Origin of the sequence: uncultured Dialister sp. (genome assembly GCF_900541605.1) — a bacterium.
Classification (GTDB): Bacteria; Bacillota; Negativicutes; order Veillonellales; family Dialisteraceae; genus Dialister.
Genome location: NZ_UQKJ01000016.1, coordinates 1 through 20,525 on the forward strand (window position 1 = coordinate 1; position 20,525 = coordinate 20,525).

The 20,525-nt window shown below is 52.6% G+C and carries 22 protein-coding genes; 1 reads left to right on the plus strand and 21 read right to left on the minus strand.

Translation table 11 applies throughout. The features are described from left to right. Nucleotides 1–240: 240 nt before the first annotated feature. The 13 genes from QZR21_RS02230 to QZR21_RS02290 all read right to left on the minus strand — a co-directional run bounded on the left by QZR21_RS02230 (nucleotide 241) and on the right by QZR21_RS02290 (nucleotide 10,739). Nucleotides 241–936, minus strand: coding sequence for a hypothetical protein (locus tag QZR21_RS02230; RefSeq protein WP_296098114.1), 696 nt, complete (start codon nucleotides 934–936; stop codon nucleotides 241–243). A gap of 97 nt (nucleotides 937–1,033) precedes the next feature. Beyond that, nucleotides 1,034–1,453, minus strand: coding sequence for a F0F1 ATP synthase subunit epsilon (locus QZR21_RS02235; RefSeq protein WP_296098115.1), 420 nt, complete (start codon nucleotides 1,451–1,453; stop codon nucleotides 1,034–1,036). Between the two features lie 3 nt (nucleotides 1,454–1,456). Further along, nucleotides 1,457–2,890, minus strand: a complete 1,434-nt coding sequence (atpD, locus tag QZR21_RS02240; protein WP_296098117.1) for a F0F1 ATP synthase subunit beta — start codon at nucleotides 2,888–2,890, stop codon at nucleotides 1,457–1,459. 35 nt (nucleotides 2,891–2,925) lie between these two features. After that, a complete protein-coding gene (gene atpG, locus QZR21_RS02245; protein WP_296098118.1) occupies nucleotides 2,926–3,804 on the minus strand; it encodes an ATP synthase F1 subunit gamma in 879 nt (292 codons plus the stop codon). A 5-nt stretch (nucleotides 3,805–3,809) separates the two neighbouring features. Next, on the minus strand, nucleotides 3,810–5,354 hold the full coding sequence (gene atpA / locus QZR21_RS02250) for a F0F1 ATP synthase subunit alpha (RefSeq protein WP_296098120.1): 1,545 nt from the start codon (nucleotides 5,352–5,354) through the stop codon (nucleotides 3,810–3,812). A 19-nt stretch (nucleotides 5,355–5,373) separates the two neighbouring features. After that, nucleotides 5,374–5,913 carry a F0F1 ATP synthase subunit delta gene (locus tag QZR21_RS02255; protein ID WP_296973542.1) on the minus strand — a complete coding sequence of 180 codons (540 nt, stop codon included), beginning with the start codon at nucleotides 5,911–5,913 and terminating at the stop codon, nucleotides 5,374–5,376. A 2-nt stretch (nucleotides 5,914–5,915) separates the two neighbouring features. Continuing rightward, the gene (atpF, locus tag QZR21_RS02260) at nucleotides 5,916–6,410 is read right to left on the minus strand and encodes a F0F1 ATP synthase subunit B (RefSeq protein WP_296098125.1); all 495 of its coding nucleotides are present in this window, start codon (nucleotides 6,408–6,410) and stop codon (nucleotides 5,916–5,918) included. Nucleotides 6,411–6,446: 36 nt separating this feature from the next. After that, entirely contained in the window at nucleotides 6,447–6,698 is a 252-nt protein-coding gene (gene atpE, locus QZR21_RS02265) for a F0F1 ATP synthase subunit C (protein ID WP_296098127.1), read from the minus strand. A 126-nt stretch (nucleotides 6,699–6,824) separates the two neighbouring features. Then, the gene (gene atpB / locus QZR21_RS02270; RefSeq protein WP_296098129.1) at nucleotides 6,825–7,487 is read right to left on the minus strand and encodes a F0F1 ATP synthase subunit A; all 663 of its coding nucleotides are present in this window, start codon (nucleotides 7,485–7,487) and stop codon (nucleotides 6,825–6,827) included. A gap of 42 nt (nucleotides 7,488–7,529) precedes the next feature. Next, nucleotides 7,530–7,910 (minus strand): hypothetical protein, encoded by a 381-nt coding sequence (locus QZR21_RS02275; RefSeq protein ID WP_296973547.1) that lies wholly within the window; start codon nucleotides 7,908–7,910, stop codon nucleotides 7,530–7,532. A 1-nt stretch (nucleotide 7,911) separates the two neighbouring features. Further along, entirely contained in the window at nucleotides 7,912–8,151 is a 240-nt protein-coding gene (locus QZR21_RS02280) for an AtpZ/AtpI family protein (RefSeq protein ID WP_296098133.1), read from the minus strand. An 86-nt stretch (nucleotides 8,152–8,237) separates the two neighbouring features. After that, nucleotides 8,238–9,380: a non-hydrolyzing UDP-N-acetylglucosamine 2-epimerase gene (wecB, locus tag QZR21_RS02285; RefSeq protein ID WP_296098135.1), complete on the minus strand. Its 1,143-nt coding sequence runs from the start codon at nucleotides 9,378–9,380 to the stop codon at nucleotides 8,238–8,240. A 267-nt stretch (nucleotides 9,381–9,647) separates the two neighbouring features. Then, complete coding sequence (locus tag QZR21_RS02290) at nucleotides 9,648–10,739, minus strand: glycosyltransferase family 4 protein (protein ID WP_296098138.1); 1,092 nt, start codon at nucleotides 10,737–10,739, stop codon at nucleotides 9,648–9,650. Nucleotides 10,740–11,284: 545 nt separating this feature from the next. Between QZR21_RS02290 and QZR21_RS02295 the strand changes: the two genes are divergently transcribed. Continuing rightward, nucleotides 11,285–12,010 carry a gamma-glutamyl-gamma-aminobutyrate hydrolase family protein gene (locus QZR21_RS02295; RefSeq protein ID WP_296973550.1) on the plus strand — a complete coding sequence of 242 codons (726 nt, stop codon included), beginning with the start codon at nucleotides 11,285–11,287 and terminating at the stop codon, nucleotides 12,008–12,010. Between the two features lie 681 nt (nucleotides 12,011–12,691). Here QZR21_RS02295 and QZR21_RS02300 read toward each other — a convergent pair. From QZR21_RS02300 to QZR21_RS02335, 8 genes are all read right to left on the minus strand, one after another. After that, nucleotides 12,692–13,162 (minus strand): MarR family winged helix-turn-helix transcriptional regulator, encoded by a 471-nt coding sequence (locus tag QZR21_RS02300; RefSeq protein WP_296973552.1) that lies wholly within the window; start codon nucleotides 13,160–13,162, stop codon nucleotides 12,692–12,694. A 271-nt stretch (nucleotides 13,163–13,433) separates the two neighbouring features. Further along, a complete protein-coding gene (locus tag QZR21_RS02305; protein WP_296098144.1) occupies nucleotides 13,434–13,931 on the minus strand; it encodes a hypothetical protein in 498 nt (165 codons plus the stop codon). A gap of 197 nt (nucleotides 13,932–14,128) precedes the next feature. After that, the gene (locus QZR21_RS02310) at nucleotides 14,129–14,617 is read right to left on the minus strand and encodes a GNAT family N-acetyltransferase (RefSeq protein ID WP_296973556.1); all 489 of its coding nucleotides are present in this window, start codon (nucleotides 14,615–14,617) and stop codon (nucleotides 14,129–14,131) included. Between the two features lie 219 nt (nucleotides 14,618–14,836). Beyond that, on the minus strand, nucleotides 14,837–16,282 hold the full coding sequence (locus tag QZR21_RS02315) for a serine hydrolase (protein WP_296098149.1): 1,446 nt from the start codon (nucleotides 16,280–16,282) through the stop codon (nucleotides 14,837–14,839). A 485-nt stretch (nucleotides 16,283–16,767) separates the two neighbouring features. Next, nucleotides 16,768–17,586 carry an ATP-binding cassette domain-containing protein gene (locus QZR21_RS02320; RefSeq protein ID WP_296098151.1) on the minus strand — a complete coding sequence of 273 codons (819 nt, stop codon included), beginning with the start codon at nucleotides 17,584–17,586 and terminating at the stop codon, nucleotides 16,768–16,770. Between the two features lies 1 nt (nucleotide 17,587). Next, a complete protein-coding gene (locus QZR21_RS02325) occupies nucleotides 17,588–18,565 on the minus strand; it encodes an ABC transporter ATP-binding protein (RefSeq protein WP_296098155.1) in 978 nt (325 codons plus the stop codon). A 4-nt stretch (nucleotides 18,566–18,569) separates the two neighbouring features. Continuing rightward, entirely contained in the window at nucleotides 18,570–19,448 is an 879-nt protein-coding gene (locus QZR21_RS02330; protein ID WP_296098158.1) for an ABC transporter permease, read from the minus strand. Next, complete coding sequence (locus QZR21_RS02335) at nucleotides 19,445–20,467, minus strand: ABC transporter permease (RefSeq protein WP_296098163.1); 1,023 nt, start codon at nucleotides 20,465–20,467, stop codon at nucleotides 19,445–19,447. The genes QZR21_RS02330 and QZR21_RS02335 overlap by 4 nt, the downstream gene beginning before the upstream one ends. Between the last annotated feature and the right edge of the window lie 58 nt (nucleotides 20,468–20,525).

Sequence of the window (20,525 nt, forward strand, 5' to 3'; positions counted from 1 at the left end):
TTTGATGGGCAGGCTAAGCGCCTTTTGTATTCAGGCCAAACTTGGAAGTCCTATGTGGGCATCCTGCAGAGGATGCCCAAGCCGGGCTCATTTGCGAGCATAGCCTGCACATTAAGCGAGCACCTTAGAGCCCGGCCGAAGCACCTCCATCTCTAAGGGGCTCTCGCTTACCGGTATCCTCAGCAGGTGAAATGATCCATCAGTATGGAGGCCCTTGGAGAATGACCGCATATTCGCGCCTCACTTTTCCAATGTTTTCTTCGCATTCTTGCAGAACCGGTCAACAATGCGGTCATAGAGGGCGGTGGGATTGCTCTCAGACCCCCGGACCCGGCTGTCTTCACTGGTGGCTACCAGTTTCCCGGTCTTCACGTCGTACCATTCAAAGGTGACTGCCACCGAGGCACAGGGCACGTAGTAGGAGGGCACGTATTCCGGATAGGTCTCGGTGCGGTAGAATTCATGCCAGTGTCCATCCCTGTCCCGCCAGGCGTCCCGCACTTCCACGTCCCGCCATTCCGTATGGGCCGGAACCAGGTAAGAATCTACCTGCCACAGGGTGAGCTTCGGATAGATATAGATATCCGCTCCCCCATCTGCCGCTTCTTTCGGCACAATGGACGGAGCCTTATCTTTCACTTCCGTAGAGACCGCTTCTGTTTCCAATGTCCCCGGAGTCTCTGCTTCCGGCTGGGCTGCCTGGACTTTGGGCCCTTTGATTTTAGATACTCTCCTGTAGAAATCTTCTTTCAGTTTCATATCCCTGGCTGCGCTGGTGATTCCGGACTCTGACGTGTCTATGGCATCGATATAAACGGCTTTTACGCTTTTGAAATCGTAGGTGCTGTCTTCCCAGGATGTGTAGTCTGCATAGGCCATGGGCAGTGAAAAGAACAGAAAGATGGCTGCCATAAAGGCTATGATTGATTTTTTCATAAGGTCTCCTTTCCTCTCCCTGCCCCTATTGTACCATGGACCGGAATGTAAAAAAATCCGTACCCAATCAATGGGTACGGATTTTTTATGGACCTTATCAGAGGCTGTTTGTTGCTTTCAGCCGGGTGATGGCACGGAGAAGAGCCAGTCTTGCCCTTTCCACGTCGAGATCTTCTTCGTGGCGGGCCAGTCTTTCTTCAGCGCGCTTCTTAGCGGCCTGGGCACGGGCTACATCAATGTTTTCCGCCAGTTCAGCCAGCGGGGCAATCACATTGACCTTGCTGTTTTTGGTTTCAAGGAATCCGCCAAATACAGCAATCCGTTCCTCTTTGTCTGCTTTTTTCACGCGTACTACGCACATTTCAAGAGCAGCAGCCAGGGGAAGGTGCCGTTTCATGACAGCAAATTCGCCGTCTTCTGCACGGGCAACCACCATGTCTACGCCGTCATCTTTGTAGATGGCGCCGTCCGGACTGATGACTTCCACATGCATAGGATTCGTAAGGGTATCAGCCATGGCTTATTCCCCTTTCTTCATCTTTTCAGCCTTTTCGATTGCTTCATCAATGGTTCCTACCATGTAGAATGCACCTTCCGGAAGGTCATCGTGTTCGCCTGCAAGGATTTCCTTGAAGCCGCGGATGGTTTCTTTCAGAGGTACATATCTTCCCGGGGAGCCTGTGAACTGTTCAGCTACGAAGAATGGCTGAGACAGGAATCTCTGAATCTTTCTGGCACGAGCAACGATCAGCTTATCATCGTCGGAAAGTTCTTCCATACCGAGGATGGCGATGATATCCTGCAGTTCTTTGTAACGCTGCAGAATAGCCTGTACGCCGCGGGCCACTTCATAGTGTTCCTTACCGAGGACGTTGGGGTCCAGGATACGGGAGGTGGAGTCCAGCGGATCTACGGCCGGATAAATACCGAGTTCTGCAATGGAACGGTTCAGTACGGTGGTAGCATCCAGGTGGGTGAATACGCCTGCCGGAGCCGGGTCGGTGAGGTCATCGGCCGGTACATAGACAGCCTGTACAGAGGTAATGGAGCCTTCCTTGGTGGAAGTGATTCGTTCCTGCAGTTCGCCGATATCGGTAGCCAGGGTTGGCTGGTAGCCTACGGCGGATGGCATACGGCCGAGCAGTGCGGATACTTCGGAGCCTGCCTGTACGAAACGGAAAATGTTATCTACGAAGAGAAGTACGTCCTGATGTTCTTTATCACGGAAGTATTCAGCCATGGTCAGACCGGTGAGGGCAACTCTCATACGAGCTCCCGGCGGTTCGTTCATCTGGCCGTATACCAGGGCAACCTTATTGAGGACGCCGGAGTCTTTCATTTCGCCCCAGAGATCGTTGCCTTCACGGGTTCTTTCGCCTACGCCGCAGAATACGGAGCAGCCGTTGTGTTCAGATGCCACGTTGTGGATCAGTTCCTGAATCAGGACGGTTTTGCCTACGCCTGCACCGCCGAACAGACCTACCTTACCGCCTTTTGCGTATGGGCAGATGAGGTCGACGACTTTGATGCCGGTTTCGAAAATTTCAGCAGCCGGGGACTGGTCTTTGAAAGCCGGTGCCTGGCGGTGAATTGGCCAGAAGTCATCGGATTTAACCGGTGTGGGGTCCTTATCTACGGTCTGGCCTAATACGTTGAAAATACGTCCAAGGACGCCATCGCCTACCGGGGTAGCAATTGCACGGCCGGTGTCGACAGCTTTCATTCCACGTACCATGCCATCTGTGGAGCTCATGGCAACGGTGCGGACAACGCCGTCACCCAAGTGCTGCATGGTTTCACAGATAACATCTACAGGAACGCTGCCTTTTTCGTCTTTTACATGGATTGCATTATAGATGGCAGGAAGTTCTTTATCATCGTCAAAAGCGATATCGACAACGGCGCCGATGACCTGGACGACTTTACCTACCTGCATCTCCTGTTCATTTGCCATGAAGAAGCATTCCTCCTTGATTAGATTATGCGGGTTTATTCAAGCGCAGCTGCGCCGCCGACGATTTCGGAAATTTCGTTGGTAACCTGGGCCTGACGTGCTTTGTTGTACGAAAGGTTGAGGTCTGCGATTCTTTCGGTTGCGTTGTCGGTTGCAGCGGACATGGCAGCCATACGGCTTCCCAGTTCGGAAGCAGCAGACTGAAGCATGGCGTTATATACCTGCACCTGTACATATTCAGGAAGCAGTTTAGAGAGAACCTTGTTTGCGTCAGGGAGGAACATGTATTCATCGCTGGCAGCAGATTCTTCAGCTGCTCCTTCTGCCGCACCGTCATCGGGGGTTTCAATCGGCAGAAGCCGGTCGCACCGTACCTGCTGGCGGAGGGCAGTGATAAATTTCGTGTAAATAAGATAAACTTCATCCACATCTTCGTCAACGAAGTATTTCACCATTTCCTTGGCGATGTCAATGGAGTCCTGGGCGGATGGTTTATCAGAAAAGCCGAAATGGTAGGATGCCAGTTCGTAGCCACGGAATTTCAGGAAATTTCTTCCCTGTTTCCCACACATATAAATGCTGTAGCTGGCCGGATCCTTACCGGAGATTTCCTGTATGGTCCGCTTCATAACGTTGGAGTTATAAGCGCCGGCAAGGCCTTTATCAGAGCTGATAATGAGATAGCCGACCTTCTTCACCGGTCTCGTCGCAAGGAGGGGGCTGGTGAAGCCTGGGGTTACGGAAGAAGCCCGGCGCAGAAGTTCTCCGATTTTTTCAGCATAGGGACGGGAGCCGTTTGCCTTTTCTTCTGCTTTGCGCAGACGGGCAGCGGCTACCATCTTCATTGCTTTTGTGATCTGCTGGATGTTGGTGACAGACTTAATGCGCCCTTTTATATCACGCGTACTTTCCAATCAGATCACCCCTCTTTCTTTTCCGACTTTTCTTCAGATTCAGCTGCTTTATAGCGGTCTTTGAATTCAGCGATGGCATCTTTCAGTCTGGCTTCATTTTCGTCGGTCAGTTTCTTTGCCTTCTTGATGTCTTCGCCAACTTCCGGATGGCTGCTGTGCATGAAATCAATGAACTTGTGTTCAAAGTCCACGACCTGGCTGACTTCGATGTCGTCCAGGGCACCTTTAACAGCGATGTAGATAGCCAGTACCTGGTCTTCGACGGGGTACGGGGTGTACTGTGGCTGTTTCAGGATTTCCGTGGTTCTCTGGCCGCGGTCAATCTGTGCCTTTGTAGCGGGATCCAGGTCAGAACCGAACTGTGCGAATGCTGCCAGTTCGCGGTACTGGGCGAGGTCCAGACGGAGGGTGCCGGCAACCTGCTTCATGGCTTTAATCTGGGCAGCGCCGCCTACACGGGATACGGAGAGGCCGACGTTGATAGCCGGACGTACGCCGGAATAGAACAGGCCGGTTTCCAGATAAATCTGGCCATCGGTAATGGAAATAACGTTGGTAGGAATGTATGCACCTACGTCGCCTGCCAGGGTTTCGATAATCGGCAGTGCGGTGATGGAACCGCCGCCCAGGTCATCGGAGAGACGGGCTGCGCGTTCCAGCAGTCTGGAGTGCAGGTAGAATACATCGCCCGGATATGCTTCACGTCCCGGTGGACGACGAAGCAGAAGGGACATTGCACGGTATGCTACAGCGTGCTTGGAGAGGTCATCATAAATGATGAGGACATCTTTGCCCTGGTGCATGAAGTATTCTGCAATGGATACGCCGGAATAAGGAGCCAGGTACTGCATTGGAGAACCTTCGGATGCGCCTGCATGGACGATGATGGAGTAATCCATGGCACCGGCAGATTTCAGTCTGTCGTATACACGAACTACGTTGGAGTTCTTCTGGCCGATGGATACATAAATACAAATTACGTTCTGACCCTTCTGGTTCAGAATGGTATCGATACCGATAGCTGTTTTACCGGTACCACGGTCGCCAATGATCAGTTCGCGCTGGCCGCGTCCGATCGGGACCATGGAGTCGATAGATTTCAGACCTGTCTGCAGGGGGACATTAACCGGCTGTCTGTCGGCAATTCCCGGTGCCTTGATTTCAATGTCGCGGAATTCTTTGGTCTTGATTTCGCCTTTACCATCAATTGGCTGGCCCAGTGCATTGACAACGCGTCCGATGACTGCGTCGCCTACCGGTACCTGCATCAGGCGGCCTGTTCTCTTGACAGTATCGCCTTCCTTAATGGTTTCGGAATGACCCAGGAGTACGGCACCTACGTTGCTTTCTTCCAGGTTCAGGGCCATGCCGTAAACGCCGTGCGGCAGTTCAAGCAGTTCGCCGGCCATGCAGTTCTGCAGGCCATAGATATGGGCAATGCCGTCGCCGACTTCAAGAACCGTACCAACTTCATCGACATTGAGGTCTACTTTGTAGTTTTCAATCTGTTTTTTAATGACAGATGTAATTTCATCTGAACTGATTTTCATTTCCTATAAGTCACCTCAATTATTGCATCATTTTCGCTTTCAGTGTATCCAGCTGACGGGCAACGGAACCATCGATAAGACGGTCCCCCACCTGGACGGTAAAGCCGCCAATGAGAGCTGTATCCACTTTCTGCTTCAGGATAATCTTCTTTCCGGTAATATCGGCAAGCTTATCCTTCAGCGCTTCAGCCTGGGATTTGCTGAGCGGAAGAGCAGATGTTACAACTGCTTCTTCTACACCCATGCCTTCATGAGCCATGGCCACGTAGTAGTCGACCATCATCGGGAATACTTCGAAACGGTCTTTGTCCATAACCACATAGCAGAATTGCAGGACAACCGGCTGCACCTTGTCTGCAAATAATTTCTTTAACGTATCTTTCTTGACATCCCTGTGAAGCAGAGGATGATTCAGAAAATCCTTGAGGTTCTGATTCTTACGGATAGCATCCGCAATCAGCACCAGGTCTTCTTCTGTCTGTTTCAGGCTGTTCTGTTCGGCAGCGATTTCATAGATAGCACGTCCGTACTTTTTTGCAAGGATTACGTTCTTATCCATGATTACTTACCTGCTTTGCGGGCACCCAGCTTGGCGATGCTTTCCGCAATGAGCCGGTCATTGGTTTCCGGCGTCATGTTTTTGCTGATGATCTTAGCTGCAATATCGCAGGAAAGGGCAGCAACCTGAGATTTCAAATCATCAAGAGCATCCTTGCGTTCTCTTTCAATCTGTTTGGCTGCGTTGTCTTTTTCCTTTTCAATCGCATCATGGGCTTCTTTAATCTGGGCATCTGCCTGGGCTTTGGCTTCCTTCACTGCCTTGTCGACAATTTCCTGGGCCTTAGCCTGTGCATCGCGGAGCTGTTCTTCATAGGATTCTTTCAGCTTTTCAGCGTCTGCCTTGGATGCGGCAGCGGAATCCAGGTCATTCTTAATGCGGTTCTTACGTTCGTCGAGAACTTTCAGTACCGGCTTGTAGCAGAAATGGCCGAGAATTGCACACAGAATAACGAAGTTGATGATCTGAATCAGCAGTGTACCATTTAATTCTACCAATTCGATCCCTCCTTAAGGTAATATTATTGGCTAATATTATTTAAGGAATGGGTTAGCGAATACGAGAACCAGAGCGATAACGATAGCAATAATCGGGATAGATTCGATAAGGCCGATAGCAACGAGCATGTTGGTGAACAGCTTGCCTGCCATTTCCGGCTGGCGGGTCATGCCTTCGAGAGCATGGGAAGCAGCTTTGGAATCGGAGAATGCAGCTGCGATAGCAGCGAGGCCAGCGATAATTGCTGCTGCAATAAGGGAATACTGTGCGACGATTGTCTGATCCATAATAATAATTCCTCCTGAGAATCACTTAAAATTTTTTCCGGATGCGGTCGGTGCCGATGTTTACCAGCCGTTTGGACGGACGGTGCCGTGCCGTTTAATAAAGAGCGGCGCTCTGCTCCACCGGAATCAAAGGCTTTCCTTCATGTACACGGAAGCAAGGGTGGTGAAAATGTATGCCTGGACCGCACCGACAAACAAGCTGAAGGCAATCCAGATCATAGGTACGAACCACGGGCAGAGGAAATACAGAATTTCCAGCAGGATTTCACCGGCCAGGATGTTGCCGAATAGACGCATAGCCAGCGTAACCGGCCTTGCAATCTCTTCGATCAGGTTCATCAGAACGAATACCGGGAACGGTTCAAAGAAGTGCTTCAGCCAATGTCCTACGCCCTTATTCTTGATGAAATAGAAGTGAAGGAGCAGGGAGCTGGCGATGGCCAGGCCCAGCGTGGTATTCACATCATTGGTTGGAGACGCTGTCAGGTGTTCTGTCGGCAGAAGGCCGATCTGGTTCGCAGTAAAGATGAACAGGAAAAACGTCAGAAGGATATTGACGATCTGGCGGTATTTCGGTCCCAGGTTGCTGTCGAACTGGTTGCACAGACCTTCGATGAGCCATTCAATCATGTTCTGCCAGCCGCCGGGAATCAGTTTCCTGCCCCTGGTAGCAGCAAAGACACAGATGAAAACGATAAGGGCTGTAAGCCATGTAGTGAAAATCGTGTCCATGTTGACAGACATGCCGAAAAGCTGCTCTACCGCATGGGTACCTGTGTGCAGATGCATAATCTCACCCCCTCTCTCTTACAAGGATGTCAAGAAAAGATTCTATTCCTTAATTAAACCGACCAGACGCTCCACAAGGCTCGCCATGGGCAGTGTAAGTAAGCCACCTAAAAAGGCAAGTATATCCAGCGGGCTGAAAATGACCGCAAGGGCAGCGAGTATTTCCAGAATGAACCGCATGGTAGTAAAGATAAATAGATGCTGTCCGATAAATTCCGGCTCCCTTTCAGCTTTGACCCACTGGTTAAACTTGACCAGAAGAAATTTATAGAAAAGTATATGAAAGAGGGTCCCCAGAGCCCAGGCAAGGCCATAGGTCCATCCTTTCCAGACGAAGAGAATCACTGTTCCCAGAACACAAAAAACCAGCAGATATTTTGTAATACGAACTGCATAATTTGGAAATGTGAGATCAAATTTCATGCTATTTCTTTCCCAAAATCTGTTTGATTACAGAATACATACCGGAAGCGGCCCCGATGATGGAAAACGCAATGACACCGATGGGCGAAGTGCCGAAAAACTCATCGTACTTCACGCCCAGCCAGATGCCGATGCCAATGGAAACGAGAATCGTAAGACCAGCTCCTGATGCCACCGCAATGCTGTGCAGCGGGTTGAAATCATCGGCCGGCGCTTTCTTCCTGTCCTTTCCCTTTTCCATGTCCCCTCTCCATCATTTGCATTTACAAAAATGGGCACGTTAAACACAAATTGCATTTATACTGCTACAGTATACCATACCGATTGTCACTTGGCTATAAATTTAGTAGGTTTTTTGTCACTGATTCCTTCAATCCACAAAAGAGCATCCACGATACGCTCGGCAGACTTGCCATCGCCGTAGGGGTTCACCGCTTCAGCCATGGACTTGTATTCCTTTTCATCGGTGAGAAGTTTATAGGCCGTCTCAAAGACCCTTTCCTCATCGGTGCCTACGAGCCGTACGGTGCCGGCTTCCACGGCCTCCGGCCTCTCTGTGGTATCCCGGAGCACGAGGACCGGCTTGCCAAGGCTCGGCGCTTCTTCCTGGATTCCGCCGGAATCGGTGAGGACGATGGCACTCTTTGCCATGAGGTTTGTGAAGGGTTCATATTCCATCGGTTCCACCAGGTGGATACCCGGTACCCCTTCCAGTTCTTCCGAAACCGCTTCACGGACGAGAGGATTCCGGTGAACCGGAAATACCACTTCCGTATCCGGCACCGCTTCCACCAGCCGGCGGAGAGCCCTGTACACATGGTGCATGGGATCCCCCAGATTTTCCCTGCGGTGGGTGGTGACAAGGATGACCCGCTTATGTTCCTCGATGGATTCGATTTCCGGATCCTCGAAATGGTAGTCCTTCTTCACCGTATGGAGAAGGGCATCGATGACCGTATTGCCTACGACGAAAATGGAGCTGTCCTTCTTGTTTTCCCGGAGCAGGTTCTGTCGTGCTGTCTCCGTGGGAGCAAAGTTCACATTGGCCAGGACACCGGTAAGCTGGCGGTTTGCTTCTTCCGGATAGGGAGAAAGGAGATTTCCCGTCCGAAGACCTGCTTCCACATGGCCCACTTTAATCTGCTGGTAAAAAGCAGCCAGGGCTGCGGTAAAGGTGGTGGTGGTATCGCCATGGACCAGTACGTAGTCCGGTTTTTCCCGTTTCAGCACCTCTTCCAGGCCCCGGAGCACCCGGGCTGTGATGTCATAGAGGGTCTGTCCGCTCTTCATGATATCCAGGTCGTAGTCCACAGGAAGCTTGAAGAGGTCCACCACCTGGTCCAGCATTTCCCGATGCTGGGCAGTGAGGCATACCTTCGTCTCGATTTCCCTGTGCTTCAGCAGTTCCTTCACCACCGGCGCCATCTTGATAGCTTCCGGCCGGGTACCAAAAATCGTCATTACTTTCATAATTGATTCCTCTCTTTATATAGATATATATTTGGGAATGCATAGTCAACAGGTGAAGGAGAAAATCCGTTAATGAGGAATTAGGAATGAGGAATGAGGAATGGTGGTGCGGCGCATCAGATTGAGAAAGCGCCGCAAATTATATATTTTGCGGCTTTGCCGCTGGATACAAATCTTCGTGCCGCTCTATAATTTTGATGCGGCACACAATCATTTCTAATTCCTAATTCCTCATTCCTGATTAGTTCTCCTCTCTTTCCCGGTGACTCATTTTTTCTCGTCTTTCTTATCCTTCCCTTTCTTTTCCTTTTCTTTCTGGTGTTCCATCTGGTAGGGGGAAGGAACGATTTCCTTCATGACTCCCAGTTTCCTTGCCCAGAGGATGAAAAGTATAAGGGCTGCCGCCACGATGATAATGCCTACCAGGGTCCGGAGGTGAATAACTACGAGGGCCACGCAGGAGAAAAAGGCGGTGAGTGCATACATGATGAGCACCACCTGTTTCTGGTTCAGTCCCTTCGCCAGGAGCCGATGGTGGAGGTGGTTCTTATCCGGTGAAAAGATCGGCACACCGCTGGACTTCCTGCGGATAATGGCGAGGAAGGTATCCGTAATGGGCACCGCCAGCGCCACCAGCGGCACGATGAGCACAGCAGCAGCAGCGGTCTTCATGGACCCCATCACCGACACGGAAGCGATGATATAGCCAAGGAACATGGACCCCGTATCGCCCATGAAAATCTTGGCGGGATTGAAATTATACTGGAGAAATGCCAGGCAGGCACCGGTCATGGCTACCATGGCCGCCGCCGCTGTCCACTGGCCCATCTGGAACGCCAGGAGCGCAATGGCAATGGAAGCAATGGTGGCAATGCCTGCCGCCAGACCATCCAGGCCATCGATAAGGTTCACCGTATTGATGAAACCGATAATCCAGAAAATGGTGAGGGGCAGGGAAATGATTTCCGGAAGATACACAATACCCAGCCGGGGAATGTGAATCCAATCGATGTTGATATTGAAAATAACCACCGGAATAGCAGCCGCAATGATCTGCCCCAGCAGTTTCACCTTCGGCGGAAGGGAAACCACATCATCCGCAATTCCCACGATAATGAGGAACGTGGCCCCTGCCATAATGCCCACCATTTCATAGGTAAAGCCGATGGTGGCAATGACCGATACCATGAATCCCGCATAAATAGCAAGACCTCCCAGCCGGGGAATCAGTCCATGATGGACCTTCCTTGCATCCGGCTTATCCACGGCGCCGATGCGGATGGCCAGGTTTTTCACCACCGGCGTCAGTACGAATGTGACCACCAGGGCAGTGAGAAACGTGAACGCGTAGGCGAACAACGTAACACCTCCTAAAAAAGACAACACTTTTAAGCTATTTTATCACATCAGGCAATGAGGGAAAAGTAGAGAGGTATGGTTGGGACAGCAGCCCTCGGTTGGCGTTCGGCTGGAACCGGTGAAAAAGTGAGGAGTGAGGAGTGGTGGTGCGGCGCATCAAAATATTAGAGCGCCGCAATTATATACCTGTTCTTCGGCGAAGCCGCCGAATTGCGAGTTACCCAAAGATCCGACATGATCAGAGGCTCAACTGCCATCGGTAACATCTGCTGCTGAAGGCCACGTTATATAAGGAAGACCCCTCTCTTCAGGCGAAGCCCCACAGGCTGACCAGTTTTTCTGGCAGCGAACAGCTGGAAGCCCCGTTCGTTCGCATATAAACGCAGTCACACCGGTGCCACAGGCTGTTCCGCTCAAGGCTCAAGGCTAAAAGCTAAAAGCCCCATCCCTGCGCACACACCCAACCACAAACGTCGTATCCGCCATGCCCCATTTTATGCTATGATGGAATCAATATGACACAATGAACTAAGGAGGAACCTGATTTGAGTAAACCAATTGCTGCCGTCACCGCCGATACACTGCTGGCGGATATGAAACCGATCAACCAGAAAATGGCGGACTATGCCCCCCGTCCACTCCTCAACGCCCTGGGACGGGCAGGTATACTGCCTATCGTCATCGCCTACGATGACTATGCGGACCCCGAAGAATTCGCAGATACCTTCGACGCCCCGGTTCTTCCCGGCGGACCGAACCCATCTCCCCGTTTCTACGGGGAAGAACCGCTGTGGTGCATCGGGCCCACCTATGACAAGCGGGATACCTTCGAAATCGCCCTCATCAAGACCTGCCTGAAGAGGGGCAAACCGATCCTCGGCATCTGCCGGGGCATGCAGATCCTGAACGTGACCCTGGGCGGCACCCTTTGGCAGGACATGGCAGCCCAGAACCCAAAGGCCTTCATCCAGCACATGCAGAAAGCACCGGGCAATATAGCCACCCACTACGTGGACATAGAAAAAGAGAGCCGCCTCCACAGCATTCTGGGAGACGGACTCTACGTGAATTCCCGTCACCGGGAGGGCATCAAGAAACTGGCCCCCTCCCTCACCGCTGCTGCCCGCGCCAAAGACGGCGTCATCGAAGCCGTGGAAAGCCGGGATAACGACCTCGTCGCCGCTGTCCAGTGGCATCCGGAAAATATGGACCCTGCCCTCATGGACCCCCGGTTCCACGCCTTCGCAGACAGGATCATACGGTATAAATAAATTAGGAGTTAGGAATTAGGAATGGTTGTGGCGGCGCACAGTTCATATAGCGCCGCCTTTTTATGATGTCCGAAAGGCTGTCCTGCTATTGGTTATCTCATTTATAAGAAAGTACCGTAAGCGAGTGCTCCCTTCCCTTTAACGTCATTTCGAGCGGTGGTACGCGACGGAATGAAGATGATTGTAAAAACAGTATGTGAGAGAGAGCCCCGAAATCTCCCAGATAAATGCCTGTGACGGTGTTACAACGGAGACACTGCAAAGGAAGAGGGCTGAAGGGTAACGGCCGGACCCTGAAAGGATGGGCCTTTCACGGGCTGGTCAAATCAGGCGGCAAAGCCGCAGTTTAGATTCATAAGGCGGCGCTTTCCAATTTGTGCGCCGCCACCACCATTCCTCATTCCTCATTCCTAATTAACACAGATACTCTCTTCAGCAATTTGTGTACAAAACTCTCTTACATACAAGAAAAAGCGGCCTTCCGGCCGCTTTTTCTGTGAGAGTGTAAAACAAAAGGAGATAAAGGAGTGTTTCCTGCCCATTGGCAGGAATCTGTTGTGAAGGCAGTGTCTGTGTCACTGTCTTCAACTGTATTATATCATAATCCCTTTATTTTGAAAATACCTCTCAATTAGAAAATCGCATAAAAAAACGCCATCCATCGATGGCGTTTTTCTTTTATCATGCCATATCAATATTCTTCATGATACGGCGGAGCACGCCTTTGAAGATCTGCATATCGTTTTCAGAGATACCTTCATAGAAGGATTCGTCCAGGTCCCGGGATGCTTCTCGGCTGGCCTGCTCTACCTGCTTTGCCTTGTCCGTCAGGAAGAGCCGGTATTTACGGGCATCATCGGGCACCCGTTCCTTGCGGACCAGGCCCTTTTCAATCATGGATTTCACCATCACCGTAATGGTGGGGTTTGTGAGGTGCAGATGTTCTTCCAGCGTCTTCTGGGTGACCACATCTTTCTTATGGGTGGACAGGTAAGCGATGATCAGGGACTGCCGGGCAGTGAGGCCGAATTTCTTCATAATGCCGGACTGCTTGAGCAGCATTTTCTTATGGGCCTGCCCCAGGTTGTAGGTCAGTCCCAGTTTATCACTTTCTTTCAAATCCTCCGGTTTTAAGTGGATCTGTCTCTTCATGTTTCTCACCTTACTATGCACGAATAAAACTTACTGATTCCATTCCTTTTCGAGAATCAGGAAAGTCCGGTTCCCTGCTCCAACAGGTCTCTCACCGCCTGCCGGAAGGTGGGCTTTTGTTTTCCGTTAACAAAAAGGATTTTCCCCTTTTGCCCCTTGAACCTTCCTTTCTTAAACCTTACCAAGCTATAAAGCCTAAATGTTATATTTCCTATATTATACTACAAGACCTCAGCAGGAATCAAAATAAACTATGTTGGAAAATAGAAATTTATTTACCTTTTACTGTTGGCCGGGCGGTAACTTCTTCTACATTTCCCGAAGAAGCAGGAAGCAGGGATACCGGCAGTTTCCCTTTGTCCTCCGAGATTTCCCATTTGTCATCGCCCGTGATTTCACCGCGGTAGTGGTGTTCGCCCATGGTGATCAGGAAGTAGATATGGCCCATGCTTTCCCGGCGGACCACGGAGAAGGCATCATTGTCCACGTGGCAGCTCCCTTTCCAAACGACTCCCATGTTCTGCCGGATGGTCAGTGTCATCACGTGGTTTTCTGATTTCATCTCAAATTCCGTAAGCCGGCCGAAGCCATCATTGAAGTACAGGGACGACTGGGACTCATGGTTCATCCCATCTGTAGAAAAGGCGGAGGAATAGACCGATGTGTAGTGGATTTCACTATTTTCTTCATCCGGCAGGGAACCGGCAGCTTCGCCAGCCGCTCCGACCACTGCCGGCAGCAGGCAGAGGGCCAGTACAATTCCTCCCATGAAACGGCAATTCATAAATACAACCCCCGTTTTTATGCAGAAATCAAGTATTAAATCTATACATTTTTATTATAATTCAATTTTCTGAAGAAATAAAGAACAGGAGAAACCGCTGCTGACGGTCCCTCCTGCCCTGTAAAGTCTTTCTGTTTACGCTTTTTCTATAGTATGGTATAGACAGTTTCTATAAGTGAAGATCAGAATGTGAGACGCATCTGGTACCATACCACATGGCCGTGGGTAGATTCTGACACTCCCTCATTCACAAATCCGAATTTGGCATAGTAATGAACCAGCCGGTCTTTGCAGGTGAGGACGATGCCCTTCTTTCCCTCTTTCTTCGCCTGGGCCTTGAAGGCTTCGATAAGCCGGCCGGCGCATCCTTCCCGGCGGCAGGAAGGGATGGTATTCAGGCCGAAAATCATCTGCCATGGGCCATTCTCTTTATGGAGGGAAGCCTTTTCATACATTTCATCGGTGAGATCCTTCTCATCAGTAGTCATACCGTCAATGAAACCCACCAGCTTTCCGTCTCTGTAAAGAAGGAGGAAGTGGTTCGGATACACCGAGAGACGGTCCCTGATTTCCTCTGCCGTAGCAGCTTCCGCCTTGGGAAAGCATTCCGCCTCCACCGCTGCCAGTGCTTTGGCATCGTCTATATTTCCCTGTCTGATTCTGTACTCCATTTCATTGCCTCCTATATATGAATATGGCAGTCATGCACTGTCTGCCGTACATTATAACATATATAATTACGAGACATTTATGAACCGGTCATCAGCAAGTGTATGAGTATACGTGCAGACGGGCATTGAGCCTTTCGCCTCAGGCATCAGCCGCCACAGGACGGACGACTCCATATCCATGTCGCTCTCGCTCCCGACCATCCCATCTATAGGCCGGTCTCACTCCACCTTTCTAAAATCGATGGAGCCTGCCTTTGGTTCCATGGGAAGGTGGAAACCGGCGATGCGGCCCCGATCATCGGCGTAGAAGGTGAGGGGAATGGTGTAGAGGTCCGTATCCTCCTTCACCCCATCCACCCGGAAGGTGTCATAGTAAAGATGGGTCATGGAAAGGCCCTTCACCGCCCGTTCATCCAGAAAGAAACGGCCCTCCTTTACGGTGACATGGAACCGGCCATAGCCAGGATTTTCATAGTCCCCCTCATAGGCTGCCATTTCATGGGACAGGGGTCCCTGGGCACTGCTTTCGGGAAGGCAGTGAAATTCCAGGTGGTGGTACATATCCTCCGGCGCATGGGTCTTCCCGGATTCTGTATACAGGCGGTACCAGTCTTCCTCTTTCCTTCCCAGAAAGGCGTCCAGGAGAAATCCCTGCACCCCAAAAATCATAGGATTATCGGGGGCATGGAGATTCTGGAGATAAACGGCGCCAGCGGAAAGGGAGGGAATATAGAACTGGAATGCACTGTACCCTTCGATTTTTCCCGTATGCTGCTGGACGATGGCTCCATGGTATTCCATGATCCGCCACCCGAAGCCGTAGCCCAGGCTCCTTCCCCCTTTCACATGGGGATAGTCCATGAGTATCTGGGGTGTATGCATTTCCAGGAAATCCGCCGGATAGAGGAGGTACTCATCGCCCACCTTTCCCCCATGGATGTGGAAACTGAGCCATTTCACCATGTCTTCGGCGGTGCTCATGACAGAGCCGCAGGGGCCGGCCTGGTCGATATTCCATCGGGGAATTTCACGGAGTCCCCGGTCCCAGCGGAAGGGCATGGCACAGTTATCCTGTCTTGCGGCATCATCCATAAGGCAGAAACTGCGGTCCATGTGAAGGGGCCGGAAGATTTCTTCTTCCACCAGGGTTTCCCACTTCTTTCCTGTCACCGCTTCCAGAATGCCGCCGATGGCGGCGTACATGACATTGCTGTACTGGGCCTCCGTACGGAAGGGACGGTTCGGTTCCAGGTATTTCAGCCGGGAAAGATACTCCGCCCGGGATATGGAATTGTCCGGCCATGCCCCATCGTGGCCGCCGACTCCGGTACGGTGGCACATCATGTCCCGGAGCGTCACCTGGGAAGAGGCCTTCTCATCCCACAGGGCAAAGCCGGGGATATACTCCGCCACCGGCTGGTCTATATCCAGGACTCCCTTTTCTGCCATTTTCATGACCACGAAGGAGGTCATGGATTTCGAGCAGGAACCGATGCCGCTGATGGTATCTGCCGTAAAGGGGTCTCCCTTTCTATTCCGCCATCCGAAGCTCATGGTTTCCCCGTGGTCCCCGTCGACGATGCCTATGGCCATGCCGGGAATGGAATAGTAAGCCATCATCTTCTCGATGAGATGGCGAAGATGTTCGTATTGGATAGATGTCATGGATGCCTCCCGGATTAGATTTGAGAGTTGAGGAAAGAGAGTTGAAGTCCAGCGGCTTCGCCGCCAAAGCACCCCAATCCTCCCTCTTTAGAGGGAAAAGTAAGCGAACTGCATTCGTAGGGAGCCGCAGGCGACTGAGAATGCAGTGAGACACTTTCATCGCTAAGGCGATCGGGGGGACCGCTTGCGGTGGGTGGGTGCCGATGGTATGGAGAGGATCCGGTTAGACCGACATCAGGGAACCCCCCTCCGTCGCCTTCGGCGCCACCCCCCCATAGATAGGGGAGGTCATCGAAAATAGCGGCTGCGCCGCAGGCTGGACATCTTTCCTGGTGGCCAGCGGCCAGCAAATAAAAGCCTCCGCTTGTTCGCATTCTGCTTAACCACACGTTACCCGGCCCACAGGGCCTATAGAGCTCAAGGCTAAAGGCTAAAAGCTCACAGCCCTCCCCCATTTGCACGCCACTTTGCCACACACGACTTCCCTATCCCAGGTCTGCAATTCGATGCGGTGGGATGAAGGTTTTCCCTATCATGGGGACTGCGGCGATGAGCTCCTTTGTATAGGGGTCCGCCGGATGGGTGAGGATGTGGTCAGAGGTGCCGATTTCCACAATCTTTCCCTTTTCCATCACCGCCGTGCGGTCGGAAATATACCGCACCACCACCAGGTTATGGGAAATGAAGAGGTACGTCAAGTGCAGCTGTTCCCGAAGGTCCATGAGAAGATTCAATACCTGGGCCTGTACGGATACGTCCAGGGCAGAGGTAGGTTCATCGAGGATGAGGATTTCCGGCCTCGTCATGAGGGCCCGGGCGATGGAGATGCGCTGCCGCTGGCCGCCGGAAAATTCATGGGGATACCGGTCCATGGCGCTCTTTCTGAGGCCCACCATTTCCAGCAGTTCTTCCGCCCGCTGCCGGCGATGGATTTCAGAAAACTCCCCCATCACCCGGGCCGGTTCCATGAGGATGTCCCCGATTTTCATGCGGGGCGACAGGGAAGAATAGGGGTCCTGGAAGACAATCTGTATTTTCTTTCGGATTTCCCGGACCTCCTTTTCTTTTGCATGGGAAATATCCCGGCCGTAGAGAAGGATTTCCCCGCTCGTGGGCTCTGCCAGGTGGATGATGAGGCTGGCCAGGGTAGATTTCCCGCAGCCCGACTCTCCCACGATGCCCAGGGACTCTCCCTTGGACAGGGTAAGGCTCACGCCGTCCAAGGCACGGATTTCTTTCGCCTTTCCCCAGAAGCTCCGGGTATGGAAGACCTTCGTCACATTTCGGATTTCCAAGAGTTCCATGTTATCCCTCCTCCGGATGGCAGCAATACACACAGTGATGGTTCCCCTTCTCCAGACAGGGGGGCAGCCCCTCCCGGCAGTCTGCCGCCGCCCGGCTGCAGCGGGGTGCAAAGCGGCATCCTCCCATCTTTTCCGACGGGTCCGGCACCATGCCGGGAATGGCAGCGAGCCGCTCATGGACTCCCTCTCCCGTGAATTTCGGCAGGGCTCCGATGAGGGCCTTCGTATAGGGATGGAGGGGACGGGACAGCACATCCTTCGCTTCGCCGGACTCCACGATATGGCCGGAATACATGACGGCGATGTGGTCGCAGAGTTCTGAAATCACGCCGAGGTCGTGGGAAATAAAGAGCACCGCCGTTCCCAGGTCCCGGCAGGCCTCTTTGATAAGGTACAGAATCTGGGCCTGCACCGTCACATCCAGGGCCGTGGTCGGTTCATCGGCGATGAGGAGCTTCGGCTTGCAGGACAGGGCGATGGCAATCATCACCCGCTGCCGCATGCCGCCGGACAGTTCATAGGGATAGGAATGGAGTACATCCTCCGCATTGCGGATATGGACCTCCTCCAGAAGGACCAGCGCCTTTTTCTCGGCCTCCTCCTTCCCCATCTTTTCATGGGTCCTAATGACGTCGGTCATCTGGGTGCCGATGGTGAAGACCGGGTTCAGGCAGGTCATGGGTTCCTGGAAGATCATGGACACATCCCGTCCCCGCACTTCTTCCATACTCTTTTCGCTGATGCCCAGGAGCTGGCGCCCCATGAGGCGGATGGAACCGCCCAGTTCCGCCTTGCCCCCACCGGGAAGGAGCCGGGTCACCGCAAAGGCGGTCATGGATTTCCCGCTGCCCGATTCTCCCACAAGGCCCAGGATTTTCCCTGCTCCCACCGTGAGATTCACATCGTGGAGGATGGGGACCTTTCCCTTCTTCGACGGCAGGGACAGGGAAAGATGTTCAATTTCCAATACATTTTCCATGGTCTCACTCTCCACTTCTGGGGTCCAGAATATCCCGGAGGCCATCGCCCAAAAGGTTGAACCCCATGACGGTGACCAGGATAAAGATGCCCGGGAACGCTGCATACCACCACTGGTCAATGGCATAGACCCGGGCTGTAGAAATCATGGCGCCCCACTCCGGCATAGGCGGCTGGGCACCGAGGCCGATGAAGCTCATGGAAGAAGCGATGAGGATGGCATCGCCGATGCCCAGGGTCATCTGCACCATAAGGGGCGACAGGCAGTTCGGCAGGATGTGGTGTACCACGATCCAGACAGGAGAGGCGCCGAAGGTTTTCGCCGCCTTCACATAGGGCTCCTCCTTCAGGGACAGCACCTGCCCCCGCATGAGCCGCACGTAGAGAGGAATCCGGACAATACACACCGCCAGCATGGTATTGAAGAGCCCCACTCCCAGGGCCGCCGTAAGGGCCAGAGCCAGCACCATGGAGGGGAAAGAAAGAACCATGTCCGTCACTGCCATGATGGCCCGGTCCACCCGGCCGCCGCAATAGCCGGAGACACTGCCGATGGCCACGCCGATAACCGCCGCAATGATGACGATGGAAAGGCCTACGGCGATGGAAATCCGGGCACCGTAGAGAATGCGGCTGAATATATCCCGCCCCATTTCATCGGTACCGAAGAGGTGGTGCACCGAAGGCGCCGCCAGACGGCCGGAAACGTTCATGAGATTCGGGTCCCAGGGGCTGATGAGGGGTGCCAGAAGACCCAGGAGAATGATGACAGCCACAATGACCATGCCCGCCAGGGTCAGCTTATTTTTCAGGAGAATATCCAGGGATTTCTTCAGGAACCCTTCCCGTTCCTCCCGGAGTTCTCCTTCCTTGGCTTCCGTCATTTGCCATCACCTCCGCTGATCTGGGGATTCAGGATGTTGTAAATCACATCCACCACCATATTGATCACCACATACCCCACGGACACCACCAGGGTAAATCCCATGATAGCCGGGAAATCGAGGTAGGCAATGGAGTCCATCACGTACTTTCCCATGCCCGGCCAGCCGAATATGGTTTCCGTAATCACCGCGCCCCCCAGGAGTTCACCGATGGTGAGGCCCGTAATGGTGACCGTGGGAATCAGGGCATTTTTCAGGGCGTAATGGTAAATGATGCGATGCTTCGGGATGCCGCAGGCCCGGGCCGTACGGATATAGTCCTGCTCCAGCACATCTACCATACCGCTCCGCACCTGCCGGGCAATGATGGCCAGCTGGGCGTAAGCCAGACACAGGGCCGGCAGCAGGAGATGGTGGATAGCGGAAAGAACCACATCCATATTTCCTGCAATGAGGCCATCAATCACGTAAAGTCCTGTCACCGGCGGCGGAGGCGTAATAAAGGGATCCAGCCTGCCGGAAGCCGGGAAGATGGGAATCACCTTGTAGAACAGGATGAGGCACACCACGCCGGACCAGAAGAGAGGGATAGACACACCCACCATGGAAATAACCCGGCAGATATGGTCCACCCAGCTGTCCCGGTGGACAGCGGAAAGGACACCGAGGAATATGCCAAAGAGTACGGCAATCACCATGGCCGCCAGCGTCAGTTCCAGGGTGGCCGGAAAATACCGGGCCAGCTCTCCGGACACCGGCATCTGGGTGCGGATGGAGACGCCCATGTTTCCACGGAAAAGGCCTTCCATATAAATGGCATACTGGGTAAGAATCGGCTTATCGAGGCCCAAAGACTGCCGGGCAGCCTCCAGGGTCTCCGGAGACGCATGGGGCCCCACCAGCATGCGGGCCGGGTCCCCGGGAATCACGTGGGAAATGCAGAAGGTGACAATGGACACACCGATAAAGACAAGGATGAGATGAAGGATTCTTTGAAATACAAAACGCCAGGAAATCATAGGCCCTCCTTGAAAAACACACCCCTGAAGAGATAGATGGAGACCGAGGTCGAGATCG